The organism is Paenibacillus sp. GbtcB18, assembly GCF_019091125.1.
Taxonomy (GTDB): Bacteria; Bacillota; Bacilli; order Paenibacillales; family NBRC-103111; genus Paenibacillus_F; species Paenibacillus_F chitinolyticus.
This window is the reverse complement of record NZ_JAGXJX010000010.1, coordinates 141,665-160,729: the sequence shown is the minus strand read 5'-3', so window position 1 is coordinate 160,729 and position 19,065 is coordinate 141,665. Positions and strand designations below refer to the sequence as shown.

Annotated in this window: 14 protein-coding genes; 8 read left to right on the top strand and 6 right to left on the bottom strand. The window is 52.4% G+C overall.

Features of this window, described 5'->3' with window-relative positions:
• The first annotated feature begins 75 nt into the window (after positions 1-75).
• The 5 genes from KVT34_RS24920 (at position 76) to KVT34_RS24900 (ending at position 4,862) form a co-directional block, all read left to right on the top strand.
• Complete coding sequence (locus tag KVT34_RS24920) at positions 76-327, top strand: acyl carrier protein (protein ID WP_217562157.1); 252 nt, start codon at positions 76-78, stop codon at positions 325-327.
• Between the two features lie 4 nt (positions 328-331).
• Positions 332-1,525 carry a class-II aminoacyl-tRNA synthetase family protein gene (locus KVT34_RS24915; protein WP_217562155.1) on the top strand — a complete coding sequence of 398 codons (1,194 nt, stop codon included), beginning with the start codon at positions 332-334 and terminating at the stop codon, positions 1,523-1,525.
• 11 nt (positions 1,526-1,536) lie between these two features.
• On the top strand, positions 1,537-2,442 hold the full coding sequence (locus tag KVT34_RS24910; RefSeq protein WP_217562153.1) for a hypothetical protein: 906 nt from the start codon (positions 1,537-1,539) through the stop codon (positions 2,440-2,442).
• A gap of 152 nt (positions 2,443-2,594) precedes the next feature.
• Positions 2,595-3,740 carry an MBOAT family O-acyltransferase gene (locus tag KVT34_RS24905; protein ID WP_217562151.1) on the top strand — a complete coding sequence of 382 codons (1,146 nt, stop codon included), beginning with the start codon at positions 2,595-2,597 and terminating at the stop codon, positions 3,738-3,740.
• A gap of 153 nt (positions 3,741-3,893) precedes the next feature.
• On the top strand, positions 3,894-4,862 hold the full coding sequence (locus KVT34_RS24900; protein WP_042233730.1) for a sugar phosphate isomerase/epimerase family protein: 969 nt from the start codon (positions 3,894-3,896) through the stop codon (positions 4,860-4,862).
• 78 nt (positions 4,863-4,940) lie between these two features.
• On the opposite strand, the gene KVT34_RS24895 is transcribed toward KVT34_RS24900, so the two are convergent.
• Complete coding sequence (locus KVT34_RS24895) at positions 4,941-5,141, bottom strand: DUF2759 family protein (protein ID WP_042233732.1); 201 nt, start codon at positions 5,139-5,141, stop codon at positions 4,941-4,943.
• Positions 5,142-5,443: 302 nt separating this feature from the next.
• Here KVT34_RS24895 and KVT34_RS24890 point away from each other — a divergent pair, with 302 nt between their 5' ends.
• Complete coding sequence (locus tag KVT34_RS24890) at positions 5,444-7,060, top strand: nitrite/sulfite reductase (RefSeq protein WP_217562149.1); 1,617 nt, start codon at positions 5,444-5,446, stop codon at positions 7,058-7,060.
• Between the two features lie 282 nt (positions 7,061-7,342).
• Here the strand turns inward: KVT34_RS24890 and uvrA are convergent, their stop codons facing one another.
• Together uvrA and uvrB are read right to left on the bottom strand one after the other, a co-directional pair.
• Complete coding sequence (gene uvrA / locus KVT34_RS24885; RefSeq protein WP_217562147.1) at positions 7,343-10,234, bottom strand: excinuclease ABC subunit UvrA; 2,892 nt, start codon at positions 10,232-10,234, stop codon at positions 7,343-7,345.
• A gap of 468 nt (positions 10,235-10,702) precedes the next feature.
• Positions 10,703-12,700, bottom strand: coding sequence for an excinuclease ABC subunit UvrB (gene uvrB / locus KVT34_RS24880; RefSeq protein WP_217562145.1), 1,998 nt, complete (start codon positions 12,698-12,700; stop codon positions 10,703-10,705).
• 290 nt (positions 12,701-12,990) lie between these two features.
• On the opposite strand from uvrB, the gene KVT34_RS24875 reads away from it, so the two are divergent.
• Positions 12,991-13,791, top strand: a complete 801-nt coding sequence (locus KVT34_RS24875) for a flagellar motor protein (RefSeq protein ID WP_217562143.1) — start codon at positions 12,991-12,993, stop codon at positions 13,789-13,791.
• The gene (locus KVT34_RS24870; RefSeq protein WP_217562141.1) at positions 13,775-14,602 is read left to right on the top strand and encodes a flagellar motor protein MotB; all 828 of its coding nucleotides are present in this window, start codon (positions 13,775-13,777) and stop codon (positions 14,600-14,602) included. The genes KVT34_RS24875 and KVT34_RS24870 overlap by 17 nt, the downstream gene beginning before the upstream one ends.
• Before the next feature lie 157 nt (positions 14,603-14,759).
• On the opposite strand, the gene KVT34_RS24865 is transcribed toward KVT34_RS24870, so the two are convergent.
• The 3 genes from KVT34_RS24865 to KVT34_RS24855 form a co-directional block, all read right to left on the bottom strand.
• Positions 14,760-16,049, bottom strand: a complete 1,290-nt coding sequence (locus tag KVT34_RS24865) for a PDZ domain-containing protein (RefSeq protein ID WP_217562139.1) — start codon at positions 16,047-16,049, stop codon at positions 14,760-14,762.
• Positions 16,050-16,223: 174 nt separating this feature from the next.
• A complete protein-coding gene (locus KVT34_RS24860) occupies positions 16,224-17,678 on the bottom strand; it encodes a S41 family peptidase (RefSeq protein WP_217562137.1) in 1,455 nt (484 codons plus the stop codon).
• A gap of 95 nt (positions 17,679-17,773) precedes the next feature.
• A complete protein-coding gene (locus KVT34_RS24855) occupies positions 17,774-19,036 on the bottom strand; it encodes a murein hydrolase activator EnvC family protein (RefSeq protein ID WP_217562135.1) in 1,263 nt (420 codons plus the stop codon).
• Between the last annotated feature and the right edge of the window lie 29 nt (positions 19,037-19,065).

The window sequence follows — 19,065 nt, the reverse complement described above, 5'->3', positions numbered from 1 at the left end:
TGCCGTTCCTACGGCCCATCCGGCTGTACGCCTTCTTTACACCAATCTATTCCTGCCTGGGAGGCCCGACTGACTATGGAAGAAATCATAAAGCAGCTGGAAGAACACATCAGAACCCGCTATGAGATTGAAGAAGACGACGACGATTTCGGCGTAGATGTTCATCTGTTCGATTACGGCTTTATCGACTCGATGGGTGCCACGGCACTGATCGCTCATATCGAGCAGACGTACGGCATTCAAGTGACGAACCAGGATCTGATGCTGTATCCGATGAATACCGTTCGCGAGATCGCCCAATTCATTTCCACGAAAACCGGGAGGTAACACCATGGAATGCAAAATATCGCTGGAGCGGCTTTCCGAAAGCCAGCACGGACAGGTTAAATACGCATCCGCTTTCGTGGATGAGCACATTCAGGAAATTTCACTGGAAGACGGACATCTCCGGATCGTCCATACGTCCCCGAACGGCGACGAAGCGATCCGCGAACGCGTAGAGCGTCTTATCGAGCGTTTCTCCAAGGGCGACTTCGGTTTTAAAGAAAACGTGTTGTTCCGCAACGAGGTTTCCGTTCCATACAGCGGCGACATTATCCGCGAACTCGTGGAAAGCAAGAGCATTAAGGTACTGGAGCCGGGCTTGTTTATTTTCCGCGAGCCGTTCTCCTCTCTCATGCGCTTTCTCGACTATTCGTTCGTTACGAAAATCGCGAACCGCTTTCAGGTGAAGGAAGAGTCTTACCCGGCCGTGATTCACTCGGAGACCTTGAACAAAACGAATCACTTCACCTCTTTCCCGGAGCATATCCATTTCCTGACGCATCTGCGCGAAGATTTGGATGTGATCGAATCCTTCTCCGACTCGATCCGTGCTACCGGCGGCTGGAAGGACGAGCATCCGCTCGATCTGAACGCCACCATGCCGAAGCCTAAATTTACGATGAACCCGTCCACGTGCTACCACTGCTATGAAGGCCTGCAAGGCGAGACCCTCGAAGGAGACGGAATCGTGGTAACGGCTGTCGCGAAATGTCACCGGTTCGAGTCCAAAAACCATACCGATTTCGGCCGGCTGCTCGATTTCTCGATGCGGGAAATTATTTTTGTGGGAAAACCTGATTTCGTGAAGGAAAATCGTCTGAAATCCATCGAATACATTAAAGAGCTTGCCGTAGAGTGGGAAGTCGACAGTTTGCTTGAAATTGCGAACGATCCGTTTTTCACCAATGACTTCCAGGTAAAAGCGTCCTTCCAGCGCAATCAGGAGATGAAATACGAACTGCGTTTGACGATTCCGTACCTGGACAAGTCCATCGCCTGCAGTTCCGTCAACTTCCACAGCAACACGTTCGGCAACGCCTTCGACATCAAAGTAGGCAAACGTGCCGCCGTTACCGGCTGCGTAGGATTCGGCATCGAGCGCTGGGCGTTCGCCTTCCTCGCTCAATACGGCATGAATGAAGCCGACTGGCCGGCGTCTTTCCGTGAGCAGTACCATGCTTGGCAACAAAAATCCCTATAAAGAGTGATCGTGTGAACATACTCGCTTTTTTCAAGAAGAACAGCTTCGTCCTGGGGCTGCTTCTTATTTTTGTGGTCGCTGAAGCTCTCGTCATGTGGTGGAATCCTCTTGAAACGAGCCGCCGGTTCGGTAAAGACGACTTTACGAAGACGCTCTACCATCACGGCTGGTCGCGCAGCGGATCCGTATTTTACGGCAATTCCTCCGTTACGGGGGCGTATATCGAGGAGAAGTCGGCAGCCAAGCTGGTCGAAATGGGCTTATCCTACGGGAAGCTGACGGATTTGCAGCAAATTCTTCAGCGCGGTTTATACACCGTGAAGGATGAGCTTGTGATCGGCATCGATGTGCATACGCTGCTGGACAAGATGGAAACCGACTACCGGTTCCCGTGGAACAAGCCCTGGTACAAGCCGTACGTATACGCGTACCGGGCGGATTTCCTCGATGCGGGCAAGGAACTGGTCCGCAATCTGGCTTTTCAGGGGAGTCTAGCTTATGAGCCCCGCTGGATCGACAAGGAGCTTTATCACGGGTACGCTACGGAAGAGGCTATGATCAAAAGCTGGGCCCGGTACGAGAAGGATTACAATTGGATGACGCTCAAGGACATGCAGGACAACTTGGACGCGCTCCAATGGATACTGGGTTACAGCCGGGAGCAAGGAATCCCGCTCCGCGTCGTGTGGATGCCGTTCCGCCAGGATCACGTAAAGCCTCCCTATGCCGAAGCCATGAAGCAGGAAGTGAATGCGCGTCTTAAAGCCGCGGACGTTCCCGTGCTTGATCTCATGGACCGTTACGCGCCGAAGTACTTCCACGACCTGGTCCACCTTAACCGGGAGGAAGGGGCTCCCCTGTTTACGAAGGAGGTTGACGAATGGCTGCTTTCTTTAAGAAAACCTTCGAAATCCTGATTTATGTAGCCATGCTTTACTTGGTTCTTATTTATTTTACGGGGCAAGGTTTGTTTATCTATGAAGGGTTCTAGCCCAGCCTCCCCATGAGGTCTTACCTGTCCGCTTATGTGTTGATCCACTCATTCTCCGTCCGTTGAAGGAGTCCTGTTATGTTTTATTTGAACATGAACGCGCTGCTTGCCATGTGCGGCATGGTGTTCGTGCTGATGGCGACGAGAAAATGGCCGCAGAACAAACGCATCCTGATGCTGCTGTTCAACCTCGGCTTTCTTTTTCTGTGGAGCGGCAAACTGTTTGCGTTCTATATCGCCTATACGCTGCTTAATTATATTTTCTTCGTATATCTGTGCCGTACATCCGTCTGGCGGAAATTTGCGTTCGCGCTGTTTATTCTCGCCAACATAGGCGCCGTAATCCTGTTTCACATGCTCGGCAAGCAGGGCTCGCTTTTGGCAGACGGCGTGATGACACTCGGCATCATGTTCAACGTCCTCAAAATCATTGATGCGCTGTATTTCGCCTACTTCTTCGGCAAAGACGGCCAAGCCAAAGTGATCGACTACATGAACTACATTTTGTTCGTTCCCACGTTTACTTCGGGGCCGATTTTAAAGTTCCGGGACTTCATGGCCGATGTAAAAGTGCCGTACAAGGTGGATGCGTCCCAGTTTGAGGCGGGCGTGAAGCGGATTATTTTGGGCCTTTTCAAAAAAGTCGTCGTGGTCGTCTGGATGACCGATCTGTTCAACAAAGTGATGGACCAGGAGCTTCATACCCATCAGAGCCTTTTCTTGATGATCTGGTTTTATCTGATGATTTATATGGATTTCTCGGGCTATTCGGATATTGCCGTCGGCTTCGGCCGTCTGATGGGCTTCACGATTCCCGAAAACTTTAAGAAACCGTTCCTCTCTCCCACTCTTACTCAGTTCTGGCGGAACTGGCACGCTACCTTGGGGGATTGGTTCCGCGATCATATCTTCATTTTCTTTTCTCGCAAAACGCCATCCAAGCTCATGACCGCCGGGCTTTCGATTTTCATTATGACGCTGATGGGACTGTGGCACGGCTTCTCTTGGCTGTTTCTGATCTACGGGGTTTATCACGGGGTCATTATCGCGATTGAGAATCTGCTCGGCAAGACGACCGTCATCCGCAGAAAGGTGTCCAAGCCTTACTTCTACATGCGATGCCTGCTGACCCAGGCTCTTGTCGTCGCGGCCATTATTATTAACTTGAATAACCCTGACGTGGTCTTACGCGTTTACAAAGGTCTTTTCCATCTCCCCTTCTAAAAGAGGCAGGTGGGAAGACCTTTTTCTTATTTGCAAAAAGAGCAAGTTTTCCCTGACGAGACTTGTTGCGGTTATCCGCTTCATTTCCGGGCACAGCGGTGATATAATAAGTGTACGCGCGTTCTTTTTTAAAATCCGTGGAGGTGTACAAAAATGAAGCTAGGCGTATTTGCCGTCCTTTTCGGACAAAAACCTCTAGAAGAAGCACTCGATTACATTGCAGAAAAAGGCCTTGAGGCCGTTGAAATCGGTACCGGCGGTTACCCGGGCAACGCTCACTGCAAGCCCGAAGAACTGCTTGCCGACGAAAGCAAGCTGAAAGCATTCAAACATGCGTTTGATTCCCGCGGCCTGACGATTTCCGCGCTCAGCTGCCACGGTAACCCGCTTCATCCTCAAAAGGCGATAGCCAAACAGTTTCACGACGATTTTATCCGTACGCTAGAACTGGCTGAAAAGCTTGAAGTCCCTGTCGTAAACGGTTTTTCCGGCTGCCCGGGCGATCACGAAGATGCCAAATACCCGAACTGGCCCGTTGCTCCTTGGCCGAACGACTTCCAGGAGATTCTCGACTGGCAGTGGACGAATAAAGTTATCCCTTACTGGACCGAAACCGGTAAATTCGCTTCTGACCGCGGTGTGAAAATCGCCCTTGAACTGCACGGCGGTTTCTCCGTTCATACACCGGGCACCCTGCTTCGTCTGCGTGAAGCAGCCGGCGAAGTGATCGGCGCGAACCTCGACCCGAGCCACATGTGGTGGCAGGGGATCGACCCGGTTCAAGCTGTTCAAATTCTCGGCCGCGAAAATGCGATCCATCATTTCCATGCCAAGGATACTTCGATCGACCCGATCAACGTGAATAAGCACGGCATTACGGATATGCAGTCCTACTCGCTTATGCTGGATCGCGCTTGGCAGTTCCGCACCGTCGGCTACGGCCACGATATGAAGACATGGGCGGACATTATCAGCGCCCTGCGTCTGGTCGGTTATGACTACGTCGTGAGCATTGAGCACGAAGACGGGCTGATGTCGGTTAACGAAGGCTTCACGAAAGCCGTCGAGAACCTTCAGCAGATTCTTATCAAAGAACCGCTTGGCGACATGTGGTGGGTGTAACGGAACAAAAAGAAAAGCCTCTTATCCGAAGATAAGGGGCTTTTCTTCATGCGCTGCATATTTGTAAGCGGCAGCTTGTTACCAGCCTTTGATCATGACGAAATCCATGAAAAGGAACACAACCAAGCTAACCAACGCAAATGCGATCGCGAAAACATTTTTTCTTTTGGCCGCGAACAGACGGACCAGACCGATTGCGATCAGGATCGTAAAAATGATCACAAATGGATCGAATCCGGAAAAACTGGATGCTTGTGCTGCCTCTTCTGCAAATAACATTGTGAGAGACCTCCTTCATTTATCCAACCAGGTAACTTAACGAAATAGCCTTTTACTCTCTATGTTATCTCTATCGGGTTCAAGATGCAAGGCCCTGGTCTTGATGTTAACAAGTTTGTCACGTTTTATTCATTTCTATGAATAGCGCGGCCAATTATAAACAAAACCTGTCTCTTTCATAATAATTGTTTATACCCGCTTTTGGCCTGCACGGATTTACGCCCCGGCCTAAATATGATACGATCAACCTATCCTATATCACACTTTTTCTATCGGAATTAAATATAAAGGGAGGTCGCACGATGGCTTATCAACCGATCTGGGCTCAAGACACGTCGAAGTTGAACAAGATGGAACTCGTTAAGCTTCAAAAGGACGGACTCGATGTGATTCGTACCATTATTGAAAAGTATGCTCTGGAAGGATACGATTCCATTCCTGAAGACGATATGAATTTATTTAAATGGGCCGGTGTTTATCAGCAAAAGCCTAAGGACGGCCATTTTATGATGCGCGTTCGCATCAACTCCGGCGTATTGTCCAGCGCTCAAGCTCGTGCAATTGCGGGCATTGCGGAAGATTACGGGCGCAATCTGGTCGACGTCACCACGCGTCAGGCGATTCAGTTCCACTGGTTGACCGTTGAAAGCCTCCCCGATATCTTTAAAAGGCTGGAAGAAGTCGGCCTTTATTCTTATGAAGCTTGCGGCGACTGCCCGCGTACGATTGTCGGAAATCCGCTGGCAGGTATCGATCCCGATGAGCTTATGGACACGACTGCCCTGGTAAATGAAGTAAACGATTTCTTCCTGATGAACAAAGATTTCTCCAACCTGCCACGTAAATATAAAATGTCGATTTCCAGCAACATCTATAACTCCGCTCATGCCGAAATTAACTGCCTCGGTTTTACGCCGGCCGTTAAAGTCATTGACGGAGAAGAAGTGCTCGGCTTCCACGCTTGGGTCGGCGGCGGTCTTTCCGCGAAGCCCCATCTGGCCAAACAGCTTGACCTCTTCGTGCGTCCGGAAGAAGTGCTGAAAGTCGCAACCGGCGTAACGATTATTTTCCGCGATTTCGGCTATCGTGAGAAGCGCCATCATGCGCGCCTGAAATTTCTCGTGGCCGATTGGGGTCCGGAGAAATTCTTGGAGAAGCTCATCGAGCTGATCGGACCTATGCCAACCCGCGGAGAGGAGAAAGTTGCCGGCTGGACAGCGGCTTATTTTGACGGCGTTCACCCTCAAAAACAGGAGGGCTACAGCTATATCGGCTTGAACGTGCCGGTAGGACGTTTGAACGCGGAAGAGCTGCGCGAGCTGGCCCGCATCTCGGACCAGTATGGCCAAGGCACGATCCGCACGACCATGTCCCAGAACATCATTCTGTCGGATATCCCGAACGACCGGGTGGACGATGTTCTCCAGGAAACCGTGCTGCAGCGTCTGACGCCGTTCCCGAAGCGTTTCATGAGCCGGACGGTATCGTGCACAGGCAACGAATTCTGCAACCTGGCGATCGTCGAAACCAAGGAACGCGCACGCCGCGTTGCCGAATATCTGGACGCCAATGTTGACCTGGACGAAGAAGTACGCATCCACTTCATCGGCTGCCCGAACGCCTGCGGCCAGAAGCAAATTGCGGATATCGGCTTGCAGGGTACGCTCGTTAAAACGCCGGACGGCCCGGTAGATGCGTTCGATATCGCGGTCGGCGGTATCCTCGGTCCCGGCGCCCAGTTTAACACGGGGCTGAAAGGCCGCGTCAAAGGGGACGATGTAGGCCCGGTGCTGGCCGAGCTTATCCGTTTCTACAAGGACAACCGCAGCCCGGAGGAAACGTTCCATCAATTCTTCCTCCGCGTAGGCGCACCTGCTTTCCAGGAGAAATTGACGGAAATCCTTACGGTGGCTTCTTAATTTAAAAGGTCGGAATGAGTTTAATTCGGGTGCAGCTGCCGACCACGCCATTCCTTAAGCCTCAACGAACAGAGTACTTATGAAGCACCTATATTCTTAAAAGAACTATAGAAAACGGGAGGGATCGCCCTAAAGCGATCTCTCCCGTTTTTTCTTTATTTGTCCCACCGGACTGGACCGGACCGGACGAAAAAGAAGCAGGAACAAAGCGATGCCCGCTTTAATTCCTGCTTCTTTTGTGCTGCAAGTCTATGGCTGCGTCCGAACAGAATTGTTCTTCCCCTAGCTGACCGCATCCTCCAGCAGTTCCTTGGCGCGCTCGGCGTAGTCGTCCGAACGCTTGCGGTCACGGTCCAATATCGGCTTGAGATACTGGCCGGTATAGGAGCCTTCGACCTTGACGACGGCTTCCGGAGTACCGGCTGCGACGATTTCACCGCCGCGGCTGCCTCCTTCAGGGCCCAGATCGATCAAATAGTCGGCCGTTTTGATTACATCCAGGTTATGCTCGATAACCAGAACCGAATCGCCGTTCTCAACTAGACGGTGAAGCACTTTCAACAGCCGGTCGATATCGTGAATATGCAGACCCGTTGTCGGCTCATCCAGGATATAGATCGTCTTGCCTGTACTGCGGCGGTAAAGCTCGGCCGCCAGCTTCACACGCTGGGCTTCCCCGCCGGACAAGGTCGTTCCGGGCTGTCCGAGCTTCATGTAACCCAAGCCTACATCCAGAAGAGTATGAAGCTTGCGGTGAATCCGCGGTATATTCTCAAAGAATTCGCAAGCATCCTCAATCGTCATATCCAGGATATCGGAGATGCTCTTTCCTTTATAGCTGACTTCGAGCGTTTCACGGTTGTATCGTTTGCCTTTGCAGACTTCACACGGCACATAGACGTCCGGAAGGAAGTGCATCTCGATCTTGATGATCCCGTCGCCTCTGCAAGCCTCACAGCGTCCGCCCTTCACGTTAAAGCTGAAACGACCTTTCTTATAGCCGCGGATTTTCGCTTCCGTCGTGGAAGCGAAGAGATCACGGATATCGTCGAAGACACCCGTATACGTTGCCGGGTTGGAGCGGGGAGTTCGTCCGATTGGCGATTGATCGATATCAATCACCTTGTCCACGTGCTCCAGACCTTTCATTTCGCGGTACACGCCCGGACGCACTTTGGCTTTGTTAAGATCGCGTGCCAGTGTCTTATACAGGATCTCGTTAATCAAGGTGCTTTTGCCCGATCCCGACACGCCCGTTACGCACGTAAATACACCCAGTGGGAATTTCACGCTTACGTTGCGCAGGTTATTTTCCTTAGCTCCTTTAATCTCGAGCCATTTCCCGTTCGGCTTGCGCCGCTCGGCCGGAATCGGAATGAATTTTTTACCGCTCAAATACTGGCCCGTCAGGGAGTTGTCATTGTTCATGATCTCTTCCGGCGTACCTTGAGCGATGATTTGTCCGCCGTGAATACCTGCGCCCGGACCGATATCGATAATATAATCCGAAGCCATCATGGTGTCTTCGTCATGTTCCACAACGATCAGCGTGTTGCCCAGATTTCTCATGTGCTCCAGCGTCTGAATCAGGCGTGTATTATCACGCTGGTGGAGACCGATACTCGGCTCGTCCAAAATGTAGAGGACACCCATCAGCGATGACCCGATTTGGGTAGCAAGCCGGATACGCTGGGCTTCGCCCCCGGATAGCGTTCCCGCTGCCCGGTGCAAAGTCAAGTAATCCAGTCCTACATTTACCAGAAATCCTAGGCGTGCTTTGATTTCTTTAAGAATCAGGTGGGCGATGGTCCGCTCTTTCTCGGACAGTCCTCCGTCAAGATCCTCAAACCAGGTCTGAGCGTCTCCGATAGAGAGCTCTGTCGCATGGGCAATGTTGGTTCCCCCTACCGTTACGGCAAGGGTTTCCGGCTTAAGCCGCTGTCCTTTACATTTCGGACACGGTTTGGAGCTCATGTATGCCTCGATGTGTTCCCGGATTCCATCCGAGAAAGTGTCGCGATAACGGCGCTCCAAATTCCGTACGATGCCCTCAAACGGCACGTAAGCGTCCTTGACGGTACCGAATTCATTCTGATAACGGAAGCGGACACGCTGTCCGTCTGTGCCGTATAGAATGATTTTGAACTGCTCCTGGCTCAGTTCCGATACCGGAACATCCATCGGAATCTGGTAATGGCTGCAAACGGCCGCCAGGAATTGAGGGTAGTATGTGGATGTACTTCCCGCCCAAGCTTCAAAAGCTCCCTGGTTGATCGTCTTGTTCGGATCGGACACCAAAAGATCCGGATCTACAATCATCTGACTGCCAAGACCGTCACACTCCGGGCAAGCTCCGAACGGGCTGTTAAAGGAAAACATACGCGGAGACAATTCATCAATGCTGAACCCGCACTCCGGGCAGGCGAGATTCTGGCTGAAGAGCAGTTCTTCCTGGTCGATAATATCGACGATAATGCGGCCTTCGGACAGCTTCAGCGCCGTCTCCAGGGAATCCGCCAACCGGCTTTGAATATCGTCTTTAACGACGATACGGTCAACAACAACTTCAATGTTGTGCTTTTTGTTCTTCTCCAGCGTAATCTTGTCGGAGAGATCCATGATTTCTCCGTTAACACGCACGCGCACGAAACCCTGCTTCTGAATATCGGCCAGCAGCTTGGTGTGCTCGCCTTTCCGTCCGGATACAAGCGGGGCTAAGATTTGAAGCTTCGTCCGTTCCGGATATTCCATCACCCGATCGACCATTTGTTCGACGGTCTGGGAAGTAATCTCAATGCCGTGTACCGGGCAGTGCGGTTTCCCGATACGCGCGAAGAGAAGACGAAGGTAATCGTAAATCTCCGTAACGGTTCCGACCGTAGAACGGGGATTCCGGCTCGTAGTCTTCTGGTCGATCGAAATCGCAGGTGAAAGCCCCTCGATGGAATCGACGTCCGGCTTGTCCATTTGTCCCAAAAACTGCCGCGCATAAGCGGACAGCGATTCAACGTAACGGCGCTGCCCTTCCGCGTAAATCGTATCGAAGGCCAGGGACGACTTCCCGGAACCGCTGAGTCCCGTGAGCACGACGAACTTGTCGCGCGGAATGGTCACATCAATGTTTTTCAGATTGTGTGCCCGTGCCCCTTTAATGACTATGTTTTCTCTGGCCACTTTGTACGTACACCCTCTCTATTCGCAGGCCGTCCAGTCCTTTCCCCGGAACATCTGAAAGGTTCCCTTCCCGGGTTCTAAGGCTGAGCTTCCTGTTAGTTAATCTCTTTGATACTCCACACGCTTCAAAATCCAGTCTCTATTGTCTGCTCCGGCTTGTACATACCGACTCTTCGAATATAGCAGAACAGTTTCACACCAAAAAGATATCTATGAAAAAACCTCTCGTCCAACTGTCGCTTGAACGCGGGTCCCATTAAATATTAATCAAAAACGTATATACGTCAATATATACGATAATCTATCAATCATGCAACTGTCATCCCCAACTATAAGGGTATACGTACTCTATTTACCACACTTGCCTCGCTTAGTACCAGTTATGCCCGGATTGGTCCGAATATAAGCAGACAAACAGGCAGGATCCCTTTCTGTTCTCCTGCCTGTCTGTGCCGCATCGTTGCTATCCTAACCTTCCGCTTTCAGTTCAAGAAGAGCATCGCGCAATTCCGCAGCTCTTTCAAATTGCAAATTCTTCGCCGCATCTTTCATCTCCGCCTCGAGACGTTCGATTACCGCGGCGCGATCTTTCTTGGACATTTTGCCTGTCTTCACTTCTGCCAAGTATTCCGTCTTCTCTTCGGCAACCTTGGTCGCCTCAATAACGTCACGAATCTTCTTGGCAATGGTTTGGGGAGTAATTCCGTGCTCTTTGTTGTAGGCTTCCTGTATGGTACGGCGGCGTTCGGTTTCCTTAATCGCCTTATCCATGGAATCCGTAATTTTATCGCCGTACATAATCACGCGTCCATCCGCGTTCCGGGCCGCCCGGCCGATCGTCTGGATCAGCGAACGTTCCGCCCGGAGGAAGCCTTCTTTGTCGGCATCCAGAATAGCCACCAGCGAAACTTCCGGCAAATCAAGCCCCTCCCGGAGCAAGTTGATTCCCACAAGAACGTGGAAGGTACCAAGCCGCAGGTCGCGGAGGATTTGCATCCTCTCCAAAGTCTTGATATCGGAATGCAGATAACGCACCTTAATGCCGATTTCCTTGAAGTAATCCGTTAAATCCTCGGACATCTTCTTCGTGAGGGTCGTCACGAGAACCCGCTCGTCCTTGGCGATCCGGTCTTGAATCTCTCCGATGAGGTCGTCGATCTGGCCTTTGGTCGGTCTCACTTCAATGATCGGGTCAAGCAGTCCGGTCGGACGGATAATCTGCTGGATCATCTGCGGAGTGTGTTCCAGCTCGTATGGCCCCGGCGTTGCCGAGATGTAAACGATCTGATTCACTTTGCGTTCGAATTCCTCGAACTGCAGAGGACGGTTATCCAGCGCGGAAGGCAGACGGAATCCGTGCTCGACCAGCACTTCCTTGCGCGCCCGGTCCCCGTTGTACATCGCCCGGATCTGAGGCAGCGTTACGTGGGACTCGTCGACCATCACCAGCATGTCGTCGGGGAAATAATCGAGAAGCGTATAAGGCGTCGCCCCGCGTTCGCGGAACGTCAGCGGTCCCGAATAGTTCTCGATCCCGGAGCAGAAACCCATCTCCGCCATCATTTCGATGTCGTAGCGCGTTCTTTGTTCCAGTCTCTGCGCTTCGAGCAGCTTGCCCTTGCCGCGCAGTTCCTCAAGCCGCTCCTCAAGCTCGCGCTCGATGTTCACCAGCGCGCGCTTCATCGTGTCTTCTTTCGTTACGAAGTGAGACGCCGGGAAAATCGCGATATGATCGCGTTCACCCAGAATCTCGCCCGTAAGCACGTCGATTTCGGTGATCCGCTCGATCTCGTCCCCGAACAGTTCCACACGGACAGCCTGTTCACTTCGGGAGGCCGGGAAAATCTCAATCACATCGCCGCGGACGCGGAATGTGCCGCGCACGAAGTTCAAATCGTTGCGCTGATACTGGATGTCCACAAGCCGGTGAAGAATCTCGTTGCGGGACTTCTCCATTCCGGTGCGCAACGACAACAGCAGCGATCCGTATTCCGCAGGCGAACCGAGGCCGTAAATGCACGACACGCTCGCTATGATAATAACGTCTCTGCGTTCAAACAAAGAACTCGTCGCCGAGTGGCGAAGCTTATCGATTTCTTCATTGATGCTGGAGTCTTTCTCTATATACGTATCCGAAGAAGCGATATAAGCCTCCGGCTGATAGTAATCGTAGTAGCTGACGAAATAAGACACGGCGTTGTTCGGAAAAAACTCCTGGAACTCGCTGCAAAGCTGAGCCGCCAGCGTCTTATTGTGCGCAATAATGAGGGTCGGACGGTTTAGCTGGGCAATGACCTGAGCCGCCGTAAACGTCTTCCCCGTACCCGTCGCGCCCAGAAGCGTCTGGTGTCTCGTCCCGCTCTGTATGCTTTTGACGAGCTCTTGGATCGCCGAAGGCTGGTCTCCCTGAGGAGAAAATTCCGATACGAGTTCAAACTTTTTCGTGCTCTTGATTATTTCATTCAAAATTTATCACCCACCGTCAGGTAGTCAAATTTAAAAGCACGCGGCGGCTTGCACCCCGCATGCCTGTCTTAATACCTATAAACTTTTACCCGTCTTGCTCCGATATAGAACATATATACTTACCTACAACGGAGATATTCGGGCTGCCGGAAATAAGAATATGTGTTCCCGTATAATTATACTCTTTTTATGATCCGGTTGCAAATATTCAGACTCACTTTCATTTCCTTATTTTAGGCGGCAGCCTGGTCTGCATCATGAACATATTTCGATTTTAGAGGTGGTCAATTGTGGATTTGGCAACATTGTTAGGGCTTATACTCGGCTTGGGAGCACTAATCGGGGGATACATGTGGGACGGCGGTCACCTGACCTCGCTCCTCGTTCCAAGTGCCATGCTGATCGTCTTCGGAGGCACCTTCGGCGCGGTCGCGGTGAGTTTCCCGGTAGCAACGCTCAAAAAAATTCCGAAAGCGCTCGGAATCGCATTCAAGCAAACCCAGCGGGACACGACCGCCACCATCGACGAAATCGTCGACATGGCTTCCATCGCCCGCCGAGAAGGCGTACTGGCTCTGGAACAGAGAGCGCAGGAGCATCCGAATCCTTTTCTGAGAGACGGTCTTATGATGGTCGTAGACGGTACGGATCCGGAGCTTACCCGGCAGATTCTGGAGCTTGAAATGGACTCGATCGAACACCGCAACGACGGCATGTCCAAAATGTTCGAAGCCGCAGGCGGTTACTCCCCGACCATGGGAATCATCGGAACGGTGCTCGGGCTTATTCACGTACTCGGCAACTTGTCCGATCCGTCCACACTCGGTCCGGCCATCGCGGTCGCTTTCTCCGCCACCCTGTACGGCGTTATGTTCGCCAACGTGGTTTATCTGCCGATCGGCAATAAGATCAAGCTGCGCGGCAAAGAGCAAATTTCCGAGATGGAACTGATGCTGGAAGGCATTCTGGCTCTCCAAGCCGGTGAGAATCCTCAGTTGATCCGCAAAAAGCTGGCTTCCTTCGTTCACGAGAAGAATGCCGATAAGCAAACCAGCGGAGAGGCGGGTGCCGTTCTTGCGGAAGAGAGGTAAGAAACAAGAAGAACACGTGAACCATGAACGCTGGCTGATTACTTATTCCGACTTGATTACGCTGCTTCTGGTATTTTTTATCGTGATGTACGCGATGAGCAAGGTCGATATAAACAAGTATGAGACTATGGCCAAGGCCCTGAATTCGCAGTTTATGAAAAATGAGTCCCTTCTGCCTCAAGGCAGCGGAATTTCCGGCACGATTATCCCTACGGCGAGCGACGGAACCAAGCCTAAGAAGGATACCTCCGCGGAAGAAGCGGCCAAGAAAGAGCAGCAGCTCAAGGACATGCTTCAAGCGATCCAGGCATACATCAAAGATAACAACCTGGAAGCTAAAGTTTCCGCATCGGATACACCGAGAGGCATCGCCATTACGCTGAACGATCTGTTCCTGTTCGATTTGGGTAAAGCCGACCTCAAACCGGCCGCTTATCCCGTACTTGAAAAGCTCGCTACCCTTCTTCCTACGCTGAGCAACCGGGTCAGCATCGAAGGGCATACCGATAATATTCCGATTTCCTCGGGATCGGCTTACAAAGATAACTGGGGACTTTCGTTTGCGCGGTCGCTTTCCGTACTCCGTTATTTTACGAATACGGCTAAACTGAACGATGATCATCTGATGGCGACGGCTTATGCGGATACCGTTCCTAAAATGCCTAACACAAGCGAAGAGAACCGCGCCAAGAACCGGCGTGTGGAAATCGTCGTGCTAAGAGAATTTCAAAATGACGGGCAGCAGCCGCAGCCACAGAAAGAAGCGCCGCCGGCAGCTGTCGCGGAAGCCGCTTCGGCAAAAGCTAATTAGTTCACGCTCCAGTTGTGAAGGCTTGGCCTGGGCAGCTTCCCTTCCCCCGGCCTCACGCAACGCTAAAAAACCTCGACGTTCACCCTAAGGTGATGTCGAGGTTTTTATTTGAATTTAAGAGCTTCCGGCCGGCCGAAGATTACGCTCCGTTCGCTCCTTATAAGGTTTCTTCCGAACGTTTCGTCAGCAGCCCCGTCAGCTTTCTCGTAAAATAAGTCAGCAGCGGAAGCTGCCGGATTTCGACGTAGTAAACGGCATCCTGATCCGGGCAGATGACGATGCCCAGTTGATGATGTTCACCCGCGAAGACCGCCCGCTTGTGAAAACGGATCTCGCCTTCCATGTCGACGATCTCCAGCTTGCAATACGCCGAGCTCACCTGGATCGCCTGGTGCAGCTCGGTTTTGCTGTGGACCCGGACGCCGTTTACCTTGTGCACAAGCTCTCCGGGTCTCAGCCCCAGCTCGGCGGCGGGGCTCCCGGGCACCACCGCCAAAATCTTCAGCCCGCGGGGCTGGTTGATAAAGCACGGGCTGCGCTGCGCTTCTTCCCATCGTCCGTACCAGATCACCGCTTCGTGCAGCACAATTCCAAGCACGGCGGCGACAACGGTGAACGGACTCCAGACCTGCGCAAGCAGCGCGGAGAGGAAGAGCACCGCTGCATAAGCCAGCAGCATGCCGGCGCTTCGCCCCACCTTCTCCTTCGGAAGCCGGGTCATCGTCAGCTCCGTAAACCCGATCATGGCGGGAAATGCGAGCAAGCTCCAGCCCGCCGTCAGAGCATCGCCGGTAAACAGCGGCGACCAGGGAAAATCAACCGCTCCCGTTCCCGCTTGAACCGGAACCGCGAGGAAAAGCGGCACCGGCCAGAATCCCTGGAGCTGGTAGCCACCGACGATCTTGCCCCGCTTGCCTTCGTAAAACATGGGGCTAGCCATTCGGGCTCCCTGAGAGCGGATCAACAGGGCTTCCGCCGCATGTAGGACGGCCACCAGAGCCAGCAGGGACGGAACATCCGCGTTCTTTACGACGCCGGCCAAGCTGCTCCAGAAACCGTCTCCGGAAGGCCCGGGCAATCCCGCCAGCACTACTTGCAGAATACCGAGGAGTCCCACCGAATAAGCGAGGCACAGAAATCGGATACGGATGAGAATCATCGCGACGGACAGCCCCCACAGCAGCAGAATCGTATCGGCTTGCAGGGAGACGCCTACGAACAGCATAACGACCGACACGCCGAGTCCCGCGACCCAGCCCCATAAATAAGTCCGCCAGGTTTCCCCGATAAGGGAATGAAGGCGGGTGGCAAACAATTTTCGTTCAAATTGAATTTGTTTCCGGTACTGCAGAAGGACGAGAAGAAGTCCGATATACGTAAAAGGGTTCAGCCATAACCGGCCGAACGCCGTCAAGAAACGTCCGGCAATTTCCGCAATAATGTCCATAACTCACTCCCTCGTGGCTCGAAACACGCTTCTTTTTTGTAAAAAATCCGACGGTCCGATTTAGTTATATACATTCGACCCGCCCCCTTCATTTCCTTCCGTCCCCATGCAATTGGCAAAAAGAAGAGGACGGCCAGACCCGCGCGGAGTGCGCAAAGTCCTACCGTCCCTCTTTTATTTCGAAAGCTGGGTCTGCAGCTCTTTAACGGCCGCTTTCAGCTGGTTGTCGTTCTTCGGAAGCTTAACGGCTTCCAGAACGGCGCTTTCCAGTTTCTTGGCCGTCGCCATGTCCACATTGCCGGTCACGGGCAGACTACTGCTCTTCTGGAACGCCTTGACGGCATCCGCCGTTTTGCTGCTGTAGTAGCCGTCTGTCCGGCCCGGTTCATACCCTACGCCGGTCAGCATCAGCTGCAGGTTTTTCACATCGTCGCTGTTGCTGTCCGGCTTCAAGGTATCTTTCTTGGACAGAATCGATGCTTTGAAGAATGCCGGCTGCTCGACCGCGATATCCGGCTCGATCCCCTTCTTGTGAATCCAGTTGCCGTCCGGGGTCAGCCACTTGTAGACGGTCATTTTGATATTGCTGCCGTCTCCCATTTCCTTCACATACGTTTCCTGCACGGTGCCTTTGCCGAACGTAGTCTCGCCAACGGTCTTGCTGCCGACCGCTTCTTTAAACGCTCCCGCCAAAATCTCCGAAGCGCTGGCGCTTCCCTTATTCGTCAGCACGACAACAGGGTACTTTTTGCTGCCGTCTTTGGATGTCGTCGCTTCCCGTTTGCCTTCCCGGTTTTCGATCTGTACGATCGGTTTGCCCTTCGGCACAAACGGCTCGACAATATCTATCACAACGTTGAGAAGACCGCCGGGATCGTTCCGGACGTCGATTACGAGTCCTTTCATTCCCTGAGTCTCCAGCTTTTTCAGCTCTTCCTGGAAGTGCTCCGCGGTATTTGCCGAAAACTGGCGGATTTCGATTTTGCCGATGCCGCCCTCAAGCATTTCACCGAACACCGTCTCAATGTCGATTTCGTCACGGACTACAATCACTTGAACCGGCTCCGTCGAACCTTGCCGTAAAATCTCCAGTTTGGCTTGAGTGCCTTTCTGGCCGCGGATTTTGACGACCGCCTGATTAACGGTCAGCCCGTCCAATTTTTCGCCGTTGACCGATACGATTACATCGTTAGCCATGATTCCGGCTTTCTCGGCCGGTGATCCCTTGATCGGAGAAACGACTTTGATTTTACCGTCTTCCGACGTAACCTCGGCCCCGATTCCTTCGAACGAAGAATTGATGCTCTCGCTGAACTGCTTCGCTTCATTGGAATCCATATACACGGTATACGGGTCTTCAAGCGACTCCAGCATTCCGTTGATGGCGCCATTCATAATTTTGTCGTGATCGACCTTGTTCAAATACTTGTTCTCGATCAACTGGTACGTCTTTGCAATTTTGCCGACGTCCTGACTGCTGAGTCCCGAACTTCCTGCGGTTGCCGAAGCTCCGACGGATTTGCTCCCGAGAGGCAGCAGATTTCTGCCCGTAAAGGTCAGCGTCAGAATGCTGCTTGCAAACATCCCCAGAAGAACGAATGCGATCACCGTACGCCCTTTAAATTGCACTGCCGTTCACCACCTTTGTACTTGCACCCTTATGAGCTGCTCTTGCTAGTGTATGACAAGCTCTTCCAATTTATGAGTGCCAGTCGCCGAAAACCTTAATAGCCGATATAGCTGGACGGATTGACCGGTTTCGAATTGATCCGGACTTCGAAATGCAGGTGATTCCCCGTGGATCTTCCGGTTGAACCTACCTCTGCGATTTTCTCTCCGCGTTTCACGGATTGACCTTTGGAAACCTTAATGCCTCCGTTACGTATATGTCCGTAGAGGGTCCAAACGCCGCCCCCGTGGTCGATAATGACACAGTTTCCGTAGCCGCTCCACTCGGAAGCTACCAGCACGGTGCCGGACTCCGCCGCATAAATATCGGTACCTTGCGGTGAAGGCATATCAATTCCCGTGTGACCGGCGAACGAACCGTTGATCGGGTCTACACGGCCTCCGAAACCGGAGGACAACGAAACTCTTTTCGGTAGCGGATAGCCCATGCTTCCGCCTGAACCCGTTGCCGGACCGCCGCCGCTGGAGCCGCCGATAGACGATGAGTTCCTCGACGCGGCTGCCGCAGCCGCCGCAGCCGCCGCTGCAGCTTTCGCATCAGCCGCTTTCTTGGCTTGAAGCTGGGATTCTTTTTTCGCATATTCCATAATCGCTTGTTCCTGATCGCTGCTAATTTCTTCCAGATGCTGCTGCTCGGCGGACAGGGATGCGATTTTCACTTCTTTTGCTTTTTCCTTGACGAGGAGATCCTGTTTAAGGGTTTCCGTCTGCGCATACAAATTCTTCACATAAGCCAGCTGTTTCTCGATCTGCTGTTTCTTTTCGGCCACAAGGGCGCGGTCTTTCTTGTTCGCCTCCAAAATCTCTTTATCCTGGCCCACAATAGATTTCAGCGCCGACATCCGGTCGATAAAATCCGAAAAGCTCGTGGAGTTCAGGACGACTTCCAGATAGGATACCGAACCGTTCTCATACATAATGCGCATGCGCTTCTTCAAAAGCTCGTCCCGGGTTTCAACCCGCTTTTCCGCTTCGTCCAACTGCTTGGCATTTTCTTCGAGATCCTCGGTCGTGTTCTCGATCTGCACGTTCAAGCCGGAAAGCTTGGCCGTCGCGCTGTCGACCTGGTTCATCAAGGTTTCGATGTCCTTGGCGGTTTCCTGTTTTTCCTGTTGAACCTGTGTAAGCTGATTTTGAACGTCCTTCGCCTTCTGTTCGGCTGCGGACTTCATTTTCTTCATATTGGCAATTTCCTGATCGATTTTGGCCGAGTTGGAAGCCCCGTTGGCCACCGCATACGGCAGCAATGTTGTCGAGATTCCGAGTGCAACCACTAAAGGCATGATTCTTTTCTTCAAGTGTTGATCCTCCTCTTACACATTGTGCA

Coding starts and splice junctions, on each gene's coding strand:
- KVT34_RS24895 (WP_042233732.1), bottom strand. CDS start 5,141: ATGTTATTTGCAGAAGAGGCAGCACAAGCATCCAGTTTTTCCGGATTC.
- KVT34_RS24900 (WP_042233730.1), top strand. CDS start 3,894: ATGAAGCTAGGCGTATTTGCCGTCCTTTTCGGACAAAAACCTCTAGAA.
- KVT34_RS24890 (WP_217562149.1), top strand. CDS start 5,444: ATGGCTTATCAACCGATCTGGGCTCAAGACACGTCGAAGTTGAACAAG.
- KVT34_RS24915 (WP_217562155.1), top strand. CDS start 332: ATGGAATGCAAAATATCGCTGGAGCGGCTTTCCGAAAGCCAGCACGGA.
- KVT34_RS24920 (WP_217562157.1), top strand. CDS start 76: ATGGAAGAAATCATAAAGCAGCTGGAAGAACACATCAGAACCCGCTAT.
- KVT34_RS24865 (WP_217562139.1), bottom strand. CDS start 16,049: ATGGACATTATTGCGGAAATTGCCGGACGTTTCTTGACGGCGTTCGGC.
- KVT34_RS24905 (WP_217562151.1), top strand. CDS start 2,595: ATGTTTTATTTGAACATGAACGCGCTGCTTGCCATGTGCGGCATGGTG.